The sequence below is a fragment of the Subtercola endophyticus genome, assembly GCF_021044565.1.
Classification (GTDB): domain Bacteria; phylum Actinomycetota; class Actinomycetes; order Actinomycetales; family Microbacteriaceae; genus Subtercola; species Subtercola endophyticus.
In genome coordinates this window covers 2,126,273-2,146,812 of sequence record NZ_CP087997.1, presented here as the reverse complement: position 1 = coordinate 2,146,812, position 20,540 = coordinate 2,126,273, and the positions used below count along the sequence as shown (strand labels likewise).

The following is a 20,540-nucleotide window of genomic DNA, read 5'->3' as shown; positions in this document are numbered from 1 at the left end:
CACCCGCACAAACCCGCAGCTCGATCTAGCCCCGCGGCCGGAGCGCAGAGGTGACCGCCGCCCCCGAAGCGCAGTCGGCGGCGGCGCCGATCGGGCAGCGCATCGACAACTCGTACGCCGAGCTCTCGCCGCAAGAGCAGCGGGCGGCCGACTTCATTCTCGATCACATCGACGATCTCGCCGTGTACAACGCCAGCGAGCTCGCCCGCCTCAGCGGTGTCTCGAAGGCGACCGTGAGCCGACTGTTTCGCAGCCTCGGCTTCACCGACGCGCAAGAAGTGCGCGATCACGCTCGCGCCCTGCGTAGCGAGGGCGTCCCCCTCGGCGGAATCGCCCTCGGCTCAGGCGGCCCGAACCTCGAACTGGATCACGGCAGAGCGGCGCTCGAGGCGCACCTCGAGCAAGAGCGGTCGAACATCCAGCGCGCCCTCGAAGCCGTGACCGACGGCCGACTGGATGCCGCGGCCGCCCTGCTGGCCCGTGCCCGCCGCGTCGTGGTGATCGGCCTGCGCAATTCGTACCCCGTCGCCCTGCACCTGCGGCAGCAGCTCATCCAAGGACTGGGCGACGTTCGCCTCGCCCCCCAGCCCGCGCAGTCGATCGGTGAAGAGCTCGTCGGCCTCGGCCCCGACGACGCGGCCATCGTCGTCGGCTTCCGCCGCCGTCCGCACGGCTTCACCGGCGTAGTTGATGCCCTGCGGCAGTTGAGCGTACCCGTCGTGCTGATCGGCGATTCCTCCGCCGCACGCTACGCCCCCCACTCCACCGTCTGGCTGGACTGCCCCGTCGACAGCGTCACAGCCCTCGACAGCTATGCCGCCGCGAACAGCCTCGTCGCCCTGCTCGCCAGCGAGACCCTCGGAGTCGCGGCCCGCGGTACTCGCTCCCGCATCTCCTCCATCAACCGCCTCTACGGCGACCTCAACGAGCTCGAGTAGCTTTCGCGTTCTCAGCGCGCGGTGTCCCGGTCGTCCCCTCCGCCGAGGTCACTGCAATCGACGTGCTGAGCATTGTGCGCGCGGAGGTAGCGCCCGGCTCCCGCGTCGCCGCTGACGTCGGCGGCCACGGCGGCCCAGTGTCGGCGCCCGATGAACACCGGATGCCCGGGCATTCCGTCGTACGCCGCCCTCACCAGCGCGCTCTCAGGGTGCTCGTTCGCGCGTGCCCGTGACAACACGCGCTCGAGCGCTTCGACGGTCAGCTCGGGAAGATCGACGAGGGTCACCAGCACCCCGATCGGCGACGATTTCTCGTGCGCGACCGCTGCCAAGCCGGCACGCAGTGACGCAGCCATGCCCGAGGCCCACTCCTCTGCATGGGCCACGACAACCGCAGAGCGAGGGCCGAACTCAAGCGCGAGCAAAGCCTCGACCTCGGAAGCGCGGGCTCCCACGACCACCACGACCGGCGAGCATCCGGCGGCCATCAGCAGCCGCACACTCCGCACTACCCACGGCACGCCGTCACCGCCCCGAACGAGCGCTTTCGGCATGCCCATTCTGCTGCCGCCGCCCGCAGCCAGCAGCAGTCCGGTCACGCGGTGGTCTGTCACCTGCTCATCGTAGATCGCCCCGCTAGGCTGAAAGCGGCTGACACTCGTCTACGCAAGGAGGAGCCGTGCTGAACCTGCCGCCCCCAGAGCTGCGTGACTTGCTGCGTTCGTGCCTGAATGTGGATCGCTGGGTCGACGAGGTGTCGGCAAAGGCGCCATTCGGCGATCTGGATGCACTGCTCGCCGCCGCGCGAGACGCAGGCCCGCTCAGCACGAGCGAGATCGACCAGGCGATGGCCGATCATCCGCGCATCGGCGAGAGGCACGCGGCAGATACGGCCGCAGCCGAGTTCTCCCGTAAGGAGCAGGCGTCGCTGGGCGACGACGATGCGAGCGTGAATCTGGCGATAGCCGAGGGCAACGTCGCCTACGAAGAGCGGTTCGGCCGGGTCTTTCTCATCCGCGCTGCGGGCCGAACCAGGCCCGAGATTCTCGGCGAGCTGCGCCGCCGTCTCAGCCTCGACGACCAGACCGAACGGGTTATCGTCGGTTCTGAGCTGCTCGACATCGCGCAGCTACGCCTTCGCTCGATCTACGAGGAGCATTCGTTATGACTCGCAGCCATGTCACATCGCACGTTCTCGACTCGACCGTCGGCCGACCGGCAGAGGGTGTGCCGATCTCTCTCGAATCCGCCGCCGGCGGGCAGTGGATGATCGTTGCCTCAGGCATCACCGACGCCGACGGACGCGTGTCGAACCTCGGCCCCGAGGCTCTGGCGGCGGGTCTCTATCGAGTGACCTTCGATACGGCCAGCTATTTCAGCGCACAAGGTCAGAGCGCCTTCTACCCGGAAGTGGCCATCACGTTCGTCTTGCAGAACGAAGCGGAGCACTATCACATCCCTCTTCTGCTGAGCCCATTCGCGTACTCCACGTACCGCGGAAGTTGACGAATTCCGCGTGATTCCGGGCTTCTCGGCCTCGATTTGCATGGTGGCCAAAAAGCCCATAGAGTAACTACTCGTCACCCCAAAGGTGCCGGAAAGCCGAAGCGCTTCTGGGCCTCAAGCGGGGGCCATCAAACCCCAAGCAGTACAGATTCTCTCGTAGAACTCTGTCTCTCGGCGGGAGATGTAAAACACCTTCCGCAACCTTCAGTTCTGGGTTCTTGGCGACGCCTCTCTCGAGAGGTTGGCCAAATGCCTCGATTTGACACGGATGCGGCAAGTGATAAGATAGTGAAGTTGCCCCGGAGCCGGGTCCTGCGTGAGTGGGGGATGGTTCGGGTGTGTCCGATCTTTGAGAACTCAACAGTGTGCACAATTGTCATATGCCAAATTCCCGTGGCATCGCTTTGGTGGTGTCCGGGTTCCTTTGGGAAATTGAAATTAGCAGCTGCCCTTTGGGGTGGTTGCGGACAAGCAAGTCAGTAATGATTTGTTCTGTCAGCATCAAACTTGTCGCATTGCCTTCGATTCCCGTGGGTGGTGTGGCGCGTAAGCATTTACGGAGAGTTTGATCCTGGCTCAGGACGAACGCTGGCGGCGTGCTTAACACATGCAAGTCGAACGATGATGCTAGCTTGCTAGCGGATTAGTGGCGAACGGGTGAGTAACACGTGAGTAACCTGCCTTTGACTCTGGGATAAGCGTTGGAAACGACGTCTAATACCGGATACGACCTTCAGCCGCATGGTTTGTTGGTGGAAAGATTTTTTGGTTGGAGATGGACTCGCGGCCTATCAGGTTGTTGGTGAGGTAATGGCTCACCAAGCCTACGACGGGTAGCCGGCCTGAGAGGGTGACCGGCCACACTGGGACTGAGACACGGCCCAGACTCCTACGGGAGGCAGCAGTGGGGAATATTGCACAATGGGCGAAAGCCTGATGCAGCAACGCCGCGTGAGGGATGACGGCCTTCGGGTTGTAAACCTCTTTTAGTAAGGAAGAAGCCTTTCGGGGTGACGGTACTTGCAGAAAAAGCACCGGCTAACTACGTGCCAGCAGCCGCGGTAATACGTAGGGTGCAAGCGTTGTCCGGAATTATTGGGCGTAAAGAGCTCGTAGGCGGTTTGTCGCGTCTGCTGTGAAATCCTGAGGCTCAACCTCGGGCTTGCAGTGGGTACGGGCAGACTAGAGTGCGGTAGGGGAGATTGGAATTCCTGGTGTAGCGGTGGAATGCGCAGATATCAGGAGGAACACCGATGGCGAAGGCAGATCTCTGGGCCGTAACTGACGCTGAGGAGCGAAAGCATGGGGAGCGAACAGGATTAGATACCCTGGTAGTCCATGCCGTAAACGTTGGGAACTAGATGTAGGGGCCATTCCACGGTTTCTGTGTCGCAGCTAACGCATTAAGTTCCCCGCCTGGGGAGTACGGCCGCAAGGCTAAAACTCAAAGGAATTGACGGGGGCCCGCACAAGCGGCGGAGCATGCGGATTAATTCGATGCAACGCGAAGAACCTTACCAAGGCTTGACATGAACGAGAACGGGCCAGAAATGGTCAACTCTTTGGACACTCGTTTACAGGTGGTGCATGGTTGTCGTCAGCTCGTGTCGTGAGATGTTGGGTTAAGTCCCGCAACGAGCGCAACCCTCGTTCTATGTTGCCAGCACGTTATGGTGGGAACTCATAGGAGACTGCCGGGGTCAACTCGGAGGAAGGTGGGGATGACGTCAAATCATCATGCCCCTTATGTCTTGGGCTTCACGCATGCTACAATGGCCGGTACAAAGGGCTGCAATACCGTAAGGTGGAGCGAATCCCAAAAAGCCGGTCTCAGTTCGGATTGAGGTCTGCAACTCGACCTCATGAAGTCGGAGTCGCTAGTAATCGCAGATCAGCAACGCTGCGGTGAATACGTTCCCGGGCCTTGTACACACCGCCCGTCAAGTCATGAAAGTCGGTAACACCCAACGCCAGTGGCCTAACCCGTAAGGGGGGGAGCTGTCTAAGGTGGGATCGGTGATTAGGACTAAGTCGTAACAAGGTAGCCGTACCGGAAGGTGCGGCTGGATCACCTCCTTTCTAAGGAGCACGTTCACTGTCCGTCTGTATACAGCGGAGTTGCAGTGACAGTCATTTCAACGCAAGTTATGTGTTGGTGGCGCTCATGGGTGGAACATATGACAAGCGCTTAACGGCGTGGTTGTTTTTAGTACGATCCTTCGGGGTTTGGAACGGAATGTTCACGTGTCGTGGGTGTGGTGCACGCTGTTGGGTCCTGAGGGACCGGGCATCTCTTCGTCTTCGGATGGAGGGTTGTTTGTAACTTATGGGCCTCACGCCGGCTTCCTTTTGGGGGAGTTGTGGTGTGGGGTGCCGCCCGTATTTTGAGAACTACACAGTGGACGCGAGCATCATCAGCCGCGAAATTTTGATCCTTCGGGGTCTTGTTTTGTGGACTGATAATCAATGTTCCCCGGTCTTTGGATCGGGATAAACATTGGTCTTTGTATGTGTATGTTTTGTTTTGAAGTTTTTAAGAGCAAACGGTGAATGCCTTGGCATCTGGAGCCGAAGAAGGACGTATAAATCTGCGATAAGCCTCGGGGAGCTGATAATAGAGCTGTGATCCGAGGGTTTCCGAATGGGGAAACCCCGTCAGGCCCGTGAGGTGACCTGGTGACTCCCGCCTGAATATATAGGGCGGGTAGAGGGAACGTGGGGAAGTGAAACATCTCAGTACCCACAGGAAGAGAAAACAATAGTGATTCCGTTAGTAGTGGCGAGCGAACCCGGATCAGGCTAAACCGTTCGTGTGTGATACCCGGCAGGGGTTGCATGGGCGGGGTTGTGGGACTTTCCGTAGAGCACTGCCGTGTTCTGGTGGTTACAGCGCCGTATAGACGAATGGGATTGAAAGCCCAGCCATAGCAGGTGCCAGCCCTGTAGTCGAAATGCGGTTATGGCCTGGAGAGTATCCCAAGTATCGCGGGGCCCGAGAAATCCCGCGTGAATCTGTCAGGACCACCTGATAAGCCTAAATACTCCCAGATGACCGATAGTGAACAAGTACCGTGAGGGAAAGGTGAAAAGTACCCCGGGAGGGGAGTGAAATAGTACCTGAAACCGTTTGCTTACAAGCCGTCGGAGCGCCCTTTGTTGGTGTGACGGCGTGCCTTTTGAAGAATGAGCCTGCGAGTTAGTGATCAGTGGCGAGCTTAACCCGTGAGGGGAATGCGTAGCGAAAGCGAGTTCGAATAGAGCGTTTGAGTCGCTGGTTCTAGACCCGAAGCGAAGTGATCTATCCATGGCCAGGTTGAAGCGACGGTAAGACGTCGTGGAGGACCGAACCCACTTCAGTTGAAAATGGAGGGGATGAGCTGTGGATAGGGGTGAAAGGCCAATCAAACTTCGTGATAGCTGGTTCTCTCCGAAATGCATTTAGGTGCAGCGTTGCGTGTTTCTTGCCGGAGGTAGAGCTACTGGATAGCCGATGGGCCCTAAAAGGTTACTGACGTTAGCCAAACTCCGAATGCCGGTAAGTGAGAGCGCAGCAGTGAGACGGTGGGGGATAAGCTTCATCGTCGAGAGGGAAACAACCCAGACCACCATCTAAGGTCCCTAAGCGCGTGCTAAGTGGGAAAGGATGTGGAGTTGCATAGACAACCAGGAGGTTGGCTTAGAAGCAGCCACCCTTGAAAGAGTGCGTAATAGCTCACTGGTCAAGTGATTCCGCGCCGACAATGTAACGGGGCTCAAGCACGCCACCGAAGTTGTGGCATTTATATTTTTGGCAGGCCTTCGTGGTCCAGCCGTATGGATGGGTAGGAGAGCGTCGTGTGGCCAGCGAAGCGGCGGTGTAAACCAGCCGTGGAGGCCACACGAGTGAGAATGCAGGCATGAGTAGCGAAAGACGGGTGAGAAACCCGTCCTCCGAAAGATCAAGGTTTCCAGGGCCAGGCTAATCCGCCCTGGGTAAGTCGGGACCTAAGGCGAGGCCGACAGGCGTAGTCGATGGACAACGGGTTGATATTCCCGTACCGCAGAAGAACCGTCCAAGCCAATCCACTAATGCTAAGCATCTGAAACCGGTTAGACCGATCCCTTCGGGGTGAGGCGTGCCGGCGTAGCGTGCGACCCGATGTGGTGCGGTTAGCGTATTAACAGGTGTGACGCAGGAACGTAGCTGAGCCGGGCGATGGTTGTCCCGGTCTAAGAATGTAGGCCGAGGGGTAGGCAAATCCGCCTCTCGTATAAGGCTGAGACTCGATGGGTACCCTTCAGTGGGGAAATCAGTGATCGTCTGCTGCCAAGAAAAGCATCGGCGCGAGGTTCCATGTGCCCGTACCCCAAACCGACTCAGGTGATCAGGTAGAGAATACTAAGGAGATCGAGAGAATCGTGGTTAAGGAACTCGGCAAAATGCCCCCGTAACTTCGGGAGAAGGGGGGCCCCGATCGTGAACGGATTTACTCCGGGAGCGTGATAGGGCCGCAGAGACCAGTGGGAAGCGACTGTTTACTAAAAACACAGGTCCGTGCCAAGTCGCAAGACGATGTATACGGACTGACGCCTGCCCGGTGCTGGAAGGTTAAGAGGAAGAGTTAGCAGCAATGCGAAGCCCAGAATTTAAGCCCCAGTAAACGGCGGTGGTAACTATAACCATCCTAAGGTAGCGAAATTCCTTGTCGGGTAAGTTCCGACCTGCACGAATGGCGTAACGACTTCCCAGCTGTCTCAACCGCGAACTCGGCGAAATTGCACTACGAGTAAAGATGCTCGTTACGCGCAGAAGGACGGAAAGACCCCGTGACCTTTACTATAGCTTTGTATTGGTGTTCGGTGTGGCTTGTGTAGGATAGGTGGGAGACTGTGAAGTCGGCACGCTAGTGCTGGTGGAGTCATTGTTGAAATACCACTCTGGTCACTCTGGATATCTAACTACGAACCCTGATCGGGTTCTGGGACAGTGCATGGTGGGTAGTTTAACTGGGGCGGTTGCCTCCTAAAGAGTAACGGAGGCGCCCAAAGGTTCCCTCAACCTGGTTGGCAATCAGGTGGCGAGTGTAAGTGCACAAGGGAGCTTGACTGTGAGACTGACAAGTCGAGCAGGGACGAAAGTCGGGACTAGTGATCCGGCAGTGGCTTGTGGAAGCGCTGTCGCTCAACGGATAAAAGGTACCTCGGGGATAACAGGCTGATCTTGCCCAAGAGTCCATATCGACGGCATGGTTTGGCACCTCGATGTCGGCTCGTCGCATCCTGGGGCTGGAGTAGGTCCCAAGGGTTGGGCTGTTCGCCCATTAAAGCGGTACGCGAGCTGGGTTTAGAACGTCGTGAGACAGTTCGGTCCCTATCCTCTGCGCGCGTAGGAAATTTGAGAAGAGCTATCCCTAGTACGAGAGGACCGGGATGGACGAACCTCTGGTGTGTCAGTTGTACTGCCAAGTGCACCGCTGATTAGCTACGTTCGGAACGGATAACCGCTGAAAGCATCTAAGCGGGAAGCCGGCTTCGAGATGAGATTTCCATACCATTCATGGTGAGAGGCTCCCAGGAGACTACTGGGTTGATAGGCAGGATGTGGAAGCACCAACTAACGAGGTGTGTAGCTGACCTGTACTAATAAGCCAACAACTTCAACAACACCACCACCCCCACAAAGGGTGGCTGAAAAAACTTCTGCCTCAAAGGCACTCGCGTCCACTCTGTGGTTCCCGACATACGGTCGGGTAACCCACCACACACATACTGTGGTGACAACACAACTGAATACTGCAGCAACTGCAGAAACATTCAATGACCGTAAAAAAGGTCGAACATGTTTCGGTGGCCATAGCGAGAGGGAAACGCCCGGCAACATTCCGAACCCGGAAGCTAAGACTCTCAGCGCCGATGGTACTGCAAGGGAGACCTTGTGGGAGAGTAGGACACCGCCGGACTCAACTTGAGAAAGAGCCCAGCCCCTTCGGGAGCTGGGCTCTTTCGCTTTAACAGTGCGAATACGGCTGCGACGGCTAGCGTTACCGCATGACAAAAGCGTGGCACCTTCCGTTCTGGGCGATCGCGGTGCTGCTCGCTGCGCTCTGTGCGGCCGTGCTACTGCTTGCCGTGCGAGTTGCTCCGGTGCCCGAGCACATCCACGCTCATCTGACGGTTTCGATCAACGGCGTCGAGCAGACCGTGCCCGCGAATACAGGTATTAACGCGGTGACGGGCGTGACACAGCCTTTGCACACGCACGACACCACGGGCATCCTGCACGTCGAGTCGCCCGTTCAGGAGACGTTCGAGCTCGGCCGATTTTTCGATGAGTGGGGTCTGGCCCTACAGCCTTCCGGGGTGGGCGGGGTGCAGCAGTCGTCGACAGAGAACTTCACCGTCTTCGTGAACCAGGCGCCTTACTCAGGAGATCCAGCACAGATCGTTCTGACGAACAGGATGGACATCGACCTGGTGTTCACACCGCGGGGCGCGGTTGCAGTACCGAGCCCCGCGTTCGACTGGCCGCCGCAGTATTGATCGTGCAGGCTAGACGAGACCGGTGTACGTATCCCAGGCCTCGGGCGCCGGCGGCACCTCGTCGCGAATGACGGTTGCTTCGATGAGGCCGTAGGGGCGGTCATCCGCATTGAAGACCTCGTTGTTGTTCTCTACGCCGAAGGGTGCCAGGTTGTACAAGAAATGATGCTTGTTCGGCGCTGAAAAACGGATTTCAGCGATGAAGTCGTAGGCTTCGAGAACCGCCTTGCCCATCTCGTAAAGGGTCTGCTGCAAGGCGAGCGAATGCAGCGTGGCGAAGGTCTCGATGATGATCTGTTTGATGCCGAGATACGTCGCCTCCCAGTCGACGTCGGTCGAGGTGAAGCGCCACTTGGCCACCAGCGACGTCGCCATGACACGATCGGTCGTGGGCTCGAGCAGGGTGTACGGGTCTTCGTAGAACCCGGAGAATTCAGAACCGGTCGACTTCAGGATGATCAGGTCTTTGAATCCGCCGATGACGATGTTGCTGCGGTCGTCGCCCGAGCCCGTGACCGTCACCGCTGCGGTGCGCGTCTCCTGCCCTTTGCGAACCCACGTGTGGTTGTGCTCGGTGCCGTCGACGAGCACACGCTGCCACTCGAATTCTTCGACTTCGATGCGCGCGCTCTTCACATATTCGACGCTGTCGACGAAGTGCGCGCCGAGCTCGAGCGCGTAGGTCTCGATCGACGTGAGACCCTTCTCTTTCGAGAACGAGTACGCCGTCTGCTTCTGCGTGTCGGTGGGCAGGATCTTCGACTGATCACCGGTGAGGTACGCGTCGGCGAAGTCGCCGCGTAGTGCGCTCGATACGTTGATGTCGCGAATCTCGTGCCGCTCGGAATCGCGGTAGATGCGTACGACGCGGTTTTCTGCTTTGCCGTAACGGTTTGAGCCCAGAACAATGGCCACGGGTGTTCTCCTGTCAGTGAGGGGTAGAGGAATAGGGGGTGACGAGTGCGCCTGCGAGCGCGACCGGGGTGACGAGGTCGTCGACGGTGAAGACCGGAGTGCCGCGTAACCAGGTCGTGTGCACGACACCGTGCAGGTCGGTTCCTTCGAAGGCGGTCAGCTTGTTCTTGTGTTCGAGATGCTCGGCGATGACGGTGAAGGTCTCGTCGGGTGCGAAGTCGATGAAGTCGGCGTCGAAGCCGGCCGCGAGCGTGCCCTTCGTCGAAAGTGCAGCTAAGCGAGCGGTCGACACGCTCATCCACTCGATCACCTTTCCGAGATCGATGCCCTGGGCGCGCGCGGCAGTCCACACCGCCGGAAGACTGACCTGCAGACCGGAGATTCCGCCCCAGGCGAGACCGAAGTCTCCACCGTGCCCCAGTTTGAGCTCCCGGGTGCTCGGCGAGTGGTCGGAGGCGATGAGGTCGATGTCGCCCGCCAGAAGCGCCTGCCAGAGCAGTTCGCGGTTGGCCTCGTCACGAATCGGCGGGCAGCACTTGTACTGTGTCGCGCCATCGGGAATGCCTTCGGCCGCGAAGCTCAGGTAGTGCGGGCAGGTCTCGACGGTGAGTCGCAACCCTTCGGCCTTGGCGGCACGGATGATCGGCAGCGCCCCTGCCGACGAGAGATGCAGAATGTGCGCGCGAGCGCCGGTCGCCCGAAGTCCCTCGATGACGTGTTCGATCGCTGTCTTCTCGGCCTGTTCGGGCCTGCTGGCGACGAAGTCTTCGTAGCCCACGCCGCCGGCGTTCTCGTGCTCGGCCAGAACTCCGGGGTCTTCGGCGTGAACGATGAGAAGCCCGTCGAAGGCGGCGAGTTCCTGCAGGGCCGCGTGCAGCTGCTCGGTGCTCAGATGAGGGAACTCGTCGACACCTGAGGGCGAGAGAAACGCCTTGAAGCCGAAAACACCGGCGTCGTGCAGCGGTTCGAGGTGGGTGAGGCTCGACGGAATGGCGCCACCCCAGAAGCCGATGTCGACCGTGGCCTGGCGGGCGGCCGCTTCGCGTTTGAGGGAGAGTGCCTCTGGCGTCGTGGTGGGCGGGATGCTGTTGAGCGGCATGTCGATGATGGTCGTCACACCGCCCGCTGCGGCGGCTTTTGTCGCGCTGGCGAAGCCCTCCCAATCGGTGCGCCCGGGTTCGTTGACGTGTACGTGCGAGTCGACGACGCCCGGCAGCAGAACGCGGGAATCGGGCAGGGTGATGTCTTCGAGGGCGTCGAAGGGAGCATCCACTTCGCCGATGGCGACGATCACGCCGTTCGTCACAGCAAGTGCGGCAGGCCGGAAGGCTCCGTCGACGTAGGCTCGCGTCGATCGCACGACCAGGTCGTAGGGTTCACTCACGCAATTCTCCAGGTGGTTCGGGTCGTGCTGTGGCGCATTTTCCAGCCTAACTTTTTGGTCCTGCCGGTATTTCGAGAGTGTGAAACGTGGCCGACACACGGCGACGCTAGCCTGAGGCCATCACCGGTTGCAGCAAGGAGACGCTCTCGATGAAGTCCGCCATCGACGATTTCACCTGCCCGAAGAAGATGCAGTTCGGGCCGTGCGGCGGTGTGGAATTCGACGGTTCGTGCGAGGTGGCACCGAACCGCTGCGTGTTTCTGGATGCCCCGACGGTGCGGTGGCCGGGGGAGCCGGTTGCACGAGGGATCCAGGGCCGGGCTGGTGCGGCGGCGCCGAGTTCGTCGGGAGACACCGAATCCGGAGGCGCCGAATCGGTCGGAGCGCGGCTGCGCGCGGTGCTCGGCCGGCGTCAGATCGTGGTCGGTGACTTTCCGGCTCGGGCACTCGATGTCGAGTCGGCCAGGCGCTGCGCCGAGATCATGACGAGAACAGTGGATGCGGCGCTCTCGGGCGACTCCGGTGCGCAGCGGGTGCAATTCGCTCCGACGTATCGGGCTCAACTGATCCAAGAGACCGGGCTCGCCGCATTCATCGGCGTGAACTGCCGAGACCGCAATCGGGTGGCGATCGAGGGTGAGCTCGCGGGGCTGGCCGCCGTCGGTGTGGCCGCCGTGCACTGTGTCACGGGCGACCATACTCTCACCGGCAACAGGCCGGATGCCCAGCCGGTGTTCGACCTCGACTCCACGCGGGTCGCGGCTCTCGCCCGGGCATCCGGTCACCTGGTGTCGGTGGGGGAGGCCCCGGCCACTCCGCCCACGACGCATCGCGCGGCCCGGCTGATCGAGAAGGTCAAGGCGGGCGCCGATCTCGCATTCGTCAACCATTGCGGCGGGGCCGGACCGGTCGAGCGCTTCATCGCCGAGGTTCGCGCACTCGAGGCGGCCGAAACGCAGGCCGAACCGCAGTCCGATGCGCCCTCCCACTCGCCGGCCGGTGCGAGACAACCGGTGCGTTTCATCGCGTGTGTTCCGCTCGTCGTGGATCGCGGCAGTGCCGAGCTGCTCGCTTCGTTCACGACGCTCGTGCTGCCCGAGGGTTACCTCGAGCGCATTCTCGGCGCACGCGACGTCTTCGCTGAAGGCATTGCGGCGGCCATCGACCTGAGCGAAGAACTGCTCGCGCTCGATGGCGTGGTCGGAGTCAACCTGTCTGGGGGCCCGGCCGACGGGCGCGAAGAGCACTTCGCCGAAGCCATGGTGCTCGTGGCGGCTGGCACTCGACTGCGGGTGTTCGATGATCATGGGCGGGTCTAGCCGGGCAGAATCGTGGTCAACCACGTTCCGTCGTCGGCGCGGGTGTATTCGGTGCGGCGGCTCGCGGCGTCGGGGCGTCCGTGCCACAAGGTGACGCGTCTCGGTCGAATGGCTGTGCCGGCCCACGTCGGCGGCGGGGTGAGCGTGCCAACGGGATGCTCGGCCTCGAACTCCGCCCAGATGCGCTGCCGTTCGGCCAGGGGCAGGGCCGCGTACTCGGCATCGTTCAGCCAGGCCAGCACCTGTAGGTAGTACGAGCGGTGCTGGTAGACGCGCTGCGCTTCTTCGTCAGTGACCGCCTCGACATCGCCGACGACGATCAGCTGACGCCCGAGCTCGGGCCATGCGACGGCGAACGACGCACGGGGGGCGAACTCGAGTTGAGCGAGTTTGCGGGAGCGGGCATCTGTATGAAAGGAGAACCGCTCGTCGGTGTACTCGCTCAGCAGCACGTGCCGGGTGTCGGGGTAACCGTCGGGCGAGATCGTCGAGAGCGCGATCAGCGGCCTGGCCGGCACGTCGTTCGCGGGCAGCCACTCGGCGAGCTCGTCGAGGTAAGGCGCTGTCACCTCAGGTCACCTTTCCGGCGCCCGCGACCGGAGCGACTCCCTCGGCGGGCAGCTTGCCGGGGTTGAACAGGCCCTCGGGATCGGTGTCGGCGGCGAGACGGCGAGTGCGCTCGACTTCGTGATCGACCTCCCAGTGATGCGGGTTGTGGGAGCCGACACCGATGGCGGCCAGGGCGTCGAAGCCCGCGTAGACCTGCTCTTTGCTCTCGTAGATGCCCGCGAGCATTCCGATCGGCCGGCCGTGCTGCGCTTCGATGTGCAGCATTCCGCCGTTGTAGATCGCGTGAACCTCGTCGATGCGCTCGACGAGGGCGTCTCCGGCGACCTCGACGTGAAAGTACTTTCCCGGGTCGCTCTTCTGCAGCCACTCGATGGGGTGGTTGTACGAAAGCATGCTGATCTTCATCGATGCGGCCGCTCCCTCGCGAACGTCTTCGATGCGTCCGCCGGCGCCGAAGATCAGCGCGCTGGCCGCCTCGACGGTGTCGGCGTCGAGAATCGCGCGCAGGCTCGCGCGGTCTTTCGGAATCGCCGGGTCGTCGGGCAGGGCATTGGCCAGAACGGGCAGGTCGGCCGAGACCAGCCGTGGAGTGGGCTCGAGCAGGCCGATCTCGCGGATGACAGAGAGGGCGTCGTCGAAGGTATCGAAGCTGGCGTAGAGTCCTCGCCAATTCTGCAGGGGTTCGAGCTGCAGGGTGGCTCTGGCGATGATGCCGAGCGTTCCGTAGGTGTGAACGTAGGGCTCAGCGGCGGTGCCTTCGACATGGATGAGCCGAGCATCCGGAACCGCGTGCACCACGTCGAGGGCGCGAACGAAACCGATGTGGTTCGAGCCGTGTTTGATCGACCCCGTGCCGCCCGAGCCGCCGGAGAGAAAACCGCCGATGGTGGACTGCGCGGTCGAGGGGTACATCAGAATCTGCTGGCCGGCCGCGTTCGCCGCCTGTTCGATCATGACCATGGGGGTGCCGGCCTCGACGGTGATGAAGCCGTCGCCCACCTCGATGACGCCGCGCGCTTTCGACATGTCGAGCACGAGGCCGCCCTGCATCGGGATGCCCTGGCCGTAGTTGCCCGTGCCCTTGCCCCGCGGCGTGATCGGCACGTGGTGGCGCACCGCCGCACCGATGGTCTCGGCGATCTGTTCGGCGGAGGTAGGAAAGGCCACCAGGTCGGCGAGACCGAGCGGCAACTGCTCGGCGAGAATCGGGGAGAGGTAGGCGCCGTCGACCGAGGCCTTCTCGCGCGCCCGGAGCTCGGTGGTGACGGCTCTGTCGCCGAGGAGTTCGCGCAGTTCAGCCGCGAGAGCGTCGATGTCGGGGGTGTGGTCGGTCATGCTGTGCTTCCTTGCGATCGTGAGCGGAGAGTCTTGCGAAGTGAGGGCGGGTCGGTCAGACCGCGCTGAAGCCGATGCGTTTGGGCGGGGCGGGGGGCGATTCGACAACGGGGGCCGGGCTGAAACCGATGCGCGCGTTTGTCGGCGCCGGGCTGAAGACGGCGATCTCGGCGAGAGCGGCAGCCGCCTGGGCCACGTTCGCTTCGAAATGCGCCTTGCCGAATTCGGCCGTGGCCTCGGTCGGGTCGCCGATGACCCCGCCGGGCGAGAAATCGTTGCTGACCCAGCCGAAGCTGACGGGTTTGCCGAAGCCGACGTACTGGTAGTCGAGCAAATGCTCGGGCACGCTGCGTACCGCACGGCTCATATCGACGAGTTCTGGGCGCAGATGCAGCACGACGCTGGTCTCGACGTGGCCGCCGTGGATACCGAGACCGAACTCGTTCTCACCCGACTTCGCGCCGCCGTTGGCCGGCATGCCGCCGCCGATGAGAAAGGTCTGCAGACCGAACCGGCGCCGTAGCTCGCGGCAGGCGACCTGCAGCAGGGCGACGTTGCCGCCGTGGCCGTTGTAGAAAACGAGCCGGGTGCAGGGCGTCTGTGCGATGGATTCGCCGATCTCGACGATGGTCTGCATGAGCGTCTCCCAGCTCAGCCAGACGGTACCCGGAGCCCAGTGGTGCTCGTCGGACTTGGTATAGGCGAGGCCCGGCAGCAGCCAGGCGTTCACTCCGGCCTCGGCAGCGAGGTCGACGGCGGCCTTCGCCGACTCTTCGGCGACGAGAAAGTCGGTCGAGAGCGGCAGATGGGGGCCGTGGTGTTCGATGGCGCCAGTGGGCAGCACAATCACCGAGTCGTGGCGCAGTGCCTCGACGGCGGCGATGCTAGAGAGCTCGACGAGGTTGCGTGACATGTGAATCCTTGCTGTGGGGGCGATGCGTGGTTGTGAAGCTGAAGCGTCAGTGCATGATCATTCCGCCGGTGACGTTAAAGGCCTGCCCGGTGAGGTAGTCGGCGTCTGCGGAGGCGAGAAAAGCCGCGACTCCGGCCACGTCGTCGGGTTCGGCCAAGCGCCCGAGGGGCGAGTAACTGCTCCATTCGGCGATGTCTTCTGCGGTGCGGGTTGCTGCTCCCATCTCGGTCAAGACGTAACCGGGGCAGATGCAGTTGGCGGTGATCGACTCGCAGCCGAGTTCGAGGGCGGTGACCCGGGTGAGGGCGATGACGGCGGCCTTCGAGGCGGCGTAGTGCGCTTGGCCCGCCCCGCCGGACTTGCCGCCCATGCTCGCCATATTGATGATCTTGCCGGGGCGGCCAGCCCCGATCATCCACTTCGCCGCCACCTGGGTGGTGAGCAGCATCGAGCGGGTGTTGATGGTGAACATCGCATCCCAGTCCGCCACCGAGATGTCGAGCAAGGGGGAGAAGCGCAGGATGCCCGCATTGTTGATGAGCACGTCGACCCCGCCGAGCGTGTTGATGGCCGCGCCGACTTGACCGCGGGCATCCGCTTCGTCGCTGAGGTCGACACGCAGAAAACGGCCACCGATTCGCTCGGCGGTGGCGACGCCTTGCTCTTCGAGCAGGTCGAGAATCACGACGTCGGCGCCGTCGGCCGCCACGCGGGCGGCGATGGAGGCACCGATGCCACGGGCCCCGCCGGTGACGATGATGCGCTTGCCCTGAAGGCGCGCATTCGTCACCGGCGGAGTCGTGGTCATGATGGAGTTACTTCATTCCGATCGAGGTGTCGATGAACTGGTTGGTGAAGATGTCGGCAGGAGTGAGCCCGGCCTTCACCGCTTTTCCACCAGCCGCGTAGATCGGCGTGTCGATGTCGATGATCTTCTGAACGCGAGCCGTGTCCATGTCGCCGAGCGTCGAGTTGTCGCCGTTGCCGACGATTCCCTTGTCGACCTGGGTCTTGACCGAGTAGTCGGCCATGCCCTGCGAGTAGACCCAGCCGGTGTTGAACTGGGTGACCAGGTTCAAGATCAGCGAGTTGACCGGCGCGGGGTTCGCGAAGTAGTCGACCTCGGCCTGCTGCATGATCGGAACCAGCTTGGTGAGGCAGCTCGAGAGCGTCGACACATCGGCGGTGCGAACCGAGACTGCTGAAGCGTAGACCGGGTAACCGGCATCGTTCAGCGTCTGGTAGTTGACGGCCTTGCCCCAGGCCGGCACCTCGTACTGGTACTGGTAGGGCTCAGCGCTCGCGAAGCCCTGCTGGCCCGACGCTCCCTGGTCGGCCACGAAGCTCGCCGGGGTGCCGTCATAGCTGCCGTCGACCTGGCTCTTGCTCAGGATGCCCGAACTGGTCAAGTAGTCCATGTACGCCGAGCCGCCGAAGTAGCGAACGACCTTGCCGGGCTGGAGCTGCTTGCCCAAGTCGGCGATGGTCTTGACGTTCGGGTAGGTGGTCGGGTCCCACATGATCATGAGCGGCGTCTTGTCGAGCGGAGCGAAGACGGCCGTGGTGGGCTGGTCGGCCGAGAGCTGAACCGCTTCGTCGGTGGTGACGTAGCCGAGGGTGATGCTGGTGTCGGCGTACATCTGGCTGGTCACCGTCTGGAACCCGATGGCCGGGCCGCCCGAGCGGATCTCGAGGTTGACACCGGTGGGGGCGCCGTCAGCGTAGAGGGGTCCGGAGACCGACTTCTTGTTGGCGTCGATCGTCGGGTTCGGGCCGAGCATCTGGTACAGGTGACCGTGTTCGGCCTCGGGGTTCCAGTCGGTCTGAATCACGACAGTGGCCGGGCATCCGGCTGCGGCGAGGTCGACCCCACCGGAGGCGGCAGTCGCGGCCGGAGTGCTGGTCGACGAGCCCGAGCTACAGGCGGCCAGGGCCACCATGCTGAGAACGGCGAGGCCGCCGGCGAAGGCGACCCTCTTCGAACGTTTGTGCATTTACTACTCCTTCGGGATGTGTGCAGGTGCGGTGCGGTGCTGTTGGTGCGGGTGGAACATCTGTGGGGGTGCCGCGTGCGTGGTGGTAGGGAATGCGTGGGGGTGCGTCGTGTGCGGTGCGATGCGCTTGTTTAGGTGAAGTCGTACCACTTGCCGACGGCGCGCCGGCCGAGCAGGCCGAACAGCCAGAAGACGACGACGCCGAACAGGGCAGCGGTGATGATGGTCGCGAACAACTGCTCACCTTGCAGGCGTGAACTGTAGTTGCTGATCAGAATGCCCAGGCCCGGTGTTCCCCGGCGAAAGAACTGGTCGCCGACGATCGCACCGACGACGGCGAGACCTGCTGAGATGCGCATGCCGGCGAAGATGGCGGGCAGCGCGGCGGGCAGCGAGAGTTTGCCGAGCGTGGTCCAGCGGCTGGCGCCCTGCAGCTTGAAGAGTTCTTTGTGGCCCTTGTCGACCGACTGCAGACCGAAAAGAGTGTTGTTCACCATCGGGAACAACGCGATCATCACACAGACCAGAACGCGCGAGGGGAACTCGTAGCCGAACCAGAATCCGATGAGCGGAACGAGCGCGAGGATCGGGATGCACTGCAGAATCACCGCGTACGGGAACAGCGAGCGTTCCACCCATTTCGCCTGCGACATGGCGATCGCCCAGATGACACCGATCACGATGGCGATCGCAAGCCCGAGCATGGCGACGATGATGGTCTGGTACAGCGCGACAATCAGCGCGTTGAACGAAAGCGGGTCGAGGAACCCCTTGAAGAGGATGTCTTGGGGTAGAGGCAGCAAGAAGCGCAGATGCGGGTCGAGCACGAAGAGGCTGATGATGTACCAGACGACGACGATGCCGAGAAAGACGAGAACTGGTGGCAGCCAGCGCGAGAGGCCGCGCTTCCTTTTCTTGGCGGGTGTCGTCGAGAGCGTTGCGGGCAGTTCGGGAGTCGGGTGGCCTTCGATGTTATCGATGCCGTCGCCCACGGTCGTTTCGTTCGAGATGGTGGTCATGAGTGGCCGTGTCCTTTCCGGAGGGCGTGAGAAACCTCTCCGACCAGCGCAGCGAATTCGGGAGTGAATCGCACCTCCGGATCGCGAGTGGGCGGAAACGGAACGTCGAATGTCTCGACGATCGTGCCCGGTCGGCCCGACATCACCACGACCTTCGTCGACATGTAGACCGCCTCAGAGACGGAATGTGTGATGAACAGCCCGGCGAACTGCTTGGCATTGAAAAGCCCGATGAGTTCGTCGTTGAGGCGCTCGCGAGTGATCTCGTCGAGGGCGCCGAACGGCTCGTCGAACAAGAAGAGCTCCGGGTCGAGCGTCAGGGAGCGGGCGAGCGAGGCGCGCATCTTCATTCCGCCAGAGAGCGCCTTGGGCAGGTGCTTCTCGAAGCCGCCGAGGCCCACCAGCTCGATGGCCTCTCGTGCCTTCGCAGCGCGGTCTTTTTTCGTCTCGCCGTGCAGTTCGGCCAGCAGTTCGACGTTAGCGGTCACGTTGCGCCAGGGCAGCAGTGTCGCATCCTGGAACACGTACCCGATGCGGTCTGTGCCGACCTCGGCGACGCCGTTCGACGCGGTTTCGAGCCCTGATGCGATGCGCAACAGCGTGCTCTTGCCGCAGCCCGAGGGGCCGACCACGGTGACGAACTCACCGCGCTTGACGACCAGATCGACCCCGTGCAACGCGATCGTGCCATCGGGAAAGGTCATCTCGACATTCGAGAAGTCGAGCAGTACATCGGTTGCCGATGTCTGCGTGTTGGTTGGTGCGGGTGCTGTGACGGTCACGACAGCATCACCTCGGTTTCGTTGAGAGACGGGTGGAGCACGGGAGGGGCGGTAAGCAGCGAGGGCTCGGCGACGTCGTACGACACCGAGCTCTGGGCAACCAGGTTGCCGGCGTGGATCACATAGCGGTCGGCGGAGCCGTTGGCGATGACATCAGAGAGCGAGACGCCGCGAACGGCCAGCAGTTCGGCGGCCGCTCCGACGGCGACGCCGGCCAGAGGCAGCGCCATCACCGATCGGGCACCGTCGCTGATGGCGGTGTACGCCTCGTCGAGGGTGAGATGACCGGCCGTGACGAGCAGTGAAGCGGTCTCGAGCGCGTCGCTGCGACCGACCGGGTTGAACGGATCGCGCACGTTGTCGGCGCCGGCGGCGAACCGGATGCCCGCATCGAGCACGGCGCGAATAGCCGTGAGCCCACGCGGGGTGGCCACCGGGTGTTCCCAGCCCTGCAGGTAGAGGTTGGTGATCGGCAGGCTGATGATGCCGACGTCGCCCGCCTTCACCTCGGTCAGAACCTCGCCGAGTTCAGCGGCTTCGAGCGTGCCGAGACGCACGCAGTGCCCGGCGCTGCGGTTGCGGTCCGCCGGCCAGTCGCGCACGGCGGTCGCCAGCTCGCCCAGGGTGAGCGGACCGCCAAGGCCTTCGTCGGTATGGATGTCGACGCCGACGCCCTTGCGTTCCGCGATGCGCAGCAACCGCTGCAGATCGGCACTGGGGTCGGGCGCGAGATGAGGGGCGCCGCCGACCAGGTCGACGCCGAGGTCGATGGCCGCTTCGATGTCGGCGTCGGGTGCGTCGGAGCTCGCTAGCGCGACGAGTTCGATGTCGATGAGGCCTCGCAGTTCATCCCGAACCTGAAGCAGAGCCTTCACTCCTCGCAGCGGATCGCTGCTCAGCAGAATGTCGACGTGGCTTCGAATGGCGGTGGTGCCCTGTCTCAGCGCAAGGAGTGCTGCGGCCCGGGCGCGCTCGGCGATCGATTCGGTGGTCATCGTGGCGGCGTACTCGCGCCAGGCCATGATGGCCGAGACCAGGTCGCCCATCGGGGGGTTGATCGCGTCCCACGAGAGGGCCTTGTCGAGGTGGGCATGCGGTTCGGCAGGGGCCGTCAGCAGCAGAAAGCCGGTGAGGTCGAGGGTGCTGCCGGGCTGCGGAGGAGTGGAATTCGCCGGCGAAATGCCGGTCACGAGACCGCTCGCGAGGGAGACGTCGCAGGTCGATCCGTCGGCGAGTGTTGCGTTCTGCAGAAGGCTCAAGCGCAGGGGCAGGCGGCTCATCGTGCTCGCCTCCTGAGAATGATGTGTGCTGATCGGGTGATCGATCGTCTCGACGTTGGGAGATCG

At 62.4% G+C, this 20,540-nt stretch carries 16 protein-coding genes and 3 rRNA genes; 8 read left to right on the top strand and 11 right to left on the bottom strand.

Annotated features, from left to right (window positions below; genetic code table 11):
* The first annotated feature begins 50 nt into the window (after positions 1-50).
* Positions 51-938, top strand: a complete 888-nt coding sequence (locus LQ955_RS10035) for a MurR/RpiR family transcriptional regulator (RefSeq protein WP_231028005.1) — start codon at positions 51-53, stop codon at positions 936-938.
* 11 nt (positions 939-949) lie between these two features.
* Here LQ955_RS10035 and LQ955_RS10030 read toward each other — a convergent pair whose 3' ends face one another.
* Complete coding sequence (locus LQ955_RS10030) at positions 950-1,552, bottom strand: nucleotidyltransferase family protein (RefSeq protein ID WP_231028004.1); 603 nt, start codon at positions 1,550-1,552, stop codon at positions 950-952.
* A 65-nt stretch (positions 1,553-1,617) separates the two neighbouring features.
* Here LQ955_RS10030 and uraD point away from each other — a divergent pair, with 65 nt between their 5' ends.
* The 6 genes from uraD (at position 1,618) to LQ955_RS10000 (ending at position 8,963) form a co-directional block, all read left to right on the top strand.
* A complete protein-coding gene (uraD, locus tag LQ955_RS10025) occupies positions 1,618-2,106 on the top strand; it encodes a 2-oxo-4-hydroxy-4-carboxy-5-ureidoimidazoline decarboxylase (protein WP_231028003.1) in 489 nt (162 codons plus the stop codon).
* Complete coding sequence (gene uraH / locus LQ955_RS10020; protein ID WP_231028002.1) at positions 2,103-2,444, top strand: hydroxyisourate hydrolase; 342 nt, start codon at positions 2,103-2,105, stop codon at positions 2,442-2,444. Before uraD ends, uraH begins: the two co-directional genes overlap by 4 nt.
* A 553-nt stretch (positions 2,445-2,997) precedes the next feature.
* A 16S ribosomal RNA gene (locus LQ955_RS10015) occupies positions 2,998-4,523 on the top strand.
* A 444-nt stretch (positions 4,524-4,967) separates the two neighbouring features.
* Positions 4,968-8,087 (top strand): 23S ribosomal RNA (locus LQ955_RS10010).
* A gap of 179 nt (positions 8,088-8,266) precedes the next feature.
* A 5S ribosomal RNA gene (gene rrf / locus LQ955_RS10005) occupies positions 8,267-8,383 on the top strand.
* Together the 16S, 23S and 5S rRNA genes form the textbook arrangement of a ribosomal RNA operon.
* 88 nt (positions 8,384-8,471) lie before the next feature.
* A complete protein-coding gene (locus LQ955_RS10000) occupies positions 8,472-8,963 on the top strand; it encodes a hypothetical protein (RefSeq protein ID WP_231028001.1) in 492 nt (163 codons plus the stop codon).
* 9 nt (positions 8,964-8,972) lie between these two features.
* Here the strand turns inward: LQ955_RS10000 and pucL are convergent, their stop codons facing one another.
* Both pucL and allB read right to left on the bottom strand, forming a co-directional pair.
* On the bottom strand, positions 8,973-9,878 hold the full coding sequence (gene pucL, locus LQ955_RS09995) for a factor-independent urate hydroxylase (protein ID WP_231028000.1): 906 nt from the start codon (positions 9,876-9,878) through the stop codon (positions 8,973-8,975).
* 13 nt (positions 9,879-9,891) lie between these two features.
* Positions 9,892-11,262 carry an allantoinase AllB gene (allB, locus tag LQ955_RS09990; protein WP_231027999.1) on the bottom strand — a complete coding sequence of 457 codons (1,371 nt, stop codon included), beginning with the start codon at positions 11,260-11,262 and terminating at the stop codon, positions 9,892-9,894.
* Between the two features lie 119 nt (positions 11,263-11,381).
* Here allB and LQ955_RS09985 point away from each other — a divergent pair, with 119 nt between their 5' ends.
* Positions 11,382-12,581, top strand: a complete 1,200-nt coding sequence (locus tag LQ955_RS09985; protein WP_255713777.1) for a methylenetetrahydrofolate reductase C-terminal domain-containing protein — start codon at positions 11,382-11,384, stop codon at positions 12,579-12,581.
* Here LQ955_RS09985 and LQ955_RS09980 read toward each other — a convergent pair.
* From LQ955_RS09980 to LQ955_RS09945, 8 genes are all read right to left on the bottom strand, one after another.
* Positions 12,578-13,150, bottom strand: a complete 573-nt coding sequence (locus tag LQ955_RS09980) for a pyridoxamine 5'-phosphate oxidase family protein (protein ID WP_231027997.1) — start codon at positions 13,148-13,150, stop codon at positions 12,578-12,580. The two genes, LQ955_RS09985 and LQ955_RS09980, sit on opposite strands and share 4 nt — an antisense overlap.
* Position 13,151: 1 nt before the next feature.
* Entirely contained in the window at positions 13,152-14,486 is a 1,335-nt protein-coding gene (locus LQ955_RS09975) for an FAD-binding oxidoreductase (protein ID WP_231027996.1), read from the bottom strand.
* 55 nt (positions 14,487-14,541) lie between these two features.
* Positions 14,542-15,399 carry a creatininase family protein gene (locus tag LQ955_RS09970; RefSeq protein WP_231027995.1) on the bottom strand — a complete coding sequence of 286 codons (858 nt, stop codon included), beginning with the start codon at positions 15,397-15,399 and terminating at the stop codon, positions 14,542-14,544.
* Positions 15,400-15,445: 46 nt separating this feature from the next.
* Positions 15,446-16,207 (bottom strand): SDR family NAD(P)-dependent oxidoreductase, encoded by a 762-nt coding sequence (locus tag LQ955_RS09965; RefSeq protein WP_231027994.1) that lies wholly within the window; start codon positions 16,205-16,207, stop codon positions 15,446-15,448.
* Positions 16,208-16,214: 7 nt separating this feature from the next.
* Complete coding sequence (locus tag LQ955_RS09960; RefSeq protein ID WP_231027993.1) at positions 16,215-17,393, bottom strand: ABC transporter substrate-binding protein; 1,179 nt, start codon at positions 17,391-17,393, stop codon at positions 16,215-16,217.
* Between the two features lie 131 nt (positions 17,394-17,524).
* Positions 17,525-18,412, bottom strand: a complete 888-nt coding sequence (locus tag LQ955_RS09955; RefSeq protein ID WP_231027992.1) for an ABC transporter permease — start codon at positions 18,410-18,412, stop codon at positions 17,525-17,527.
* On the bottom strand, positions 18,409-19,194 hold the full coding sequence (locus tag LQ955_RS09950) for an ABC transporter ATP-binding protein (protein ID WP_231027991.1): 786 nt from the start codon (positions 19,192-19,194) through the stop codon (positions 18,409-18,411). Before LQ955_RS09950 ends, LQ955_RS09955 begins: the two co-directional genes overlap by 4 nt.
* Positions 19,191-20,474: an amidohydrolase family protein gene (locus tag LQ955_RS09945; RefSeq protein WP_231027990.1), complete on the bottom strand. Its 1,284-nt coding sequence runs from the start codon at positions 20,472-20,474 to the stop codon at positions 19,191-19,193. The genes LQ955_RS09950 and LQ955_RS09945 overlap by 4 nt, the downstream gene beginning before the upstream one ends.
* Positions 20,475-20,540 lie beyond the last annotated feature (66 nt).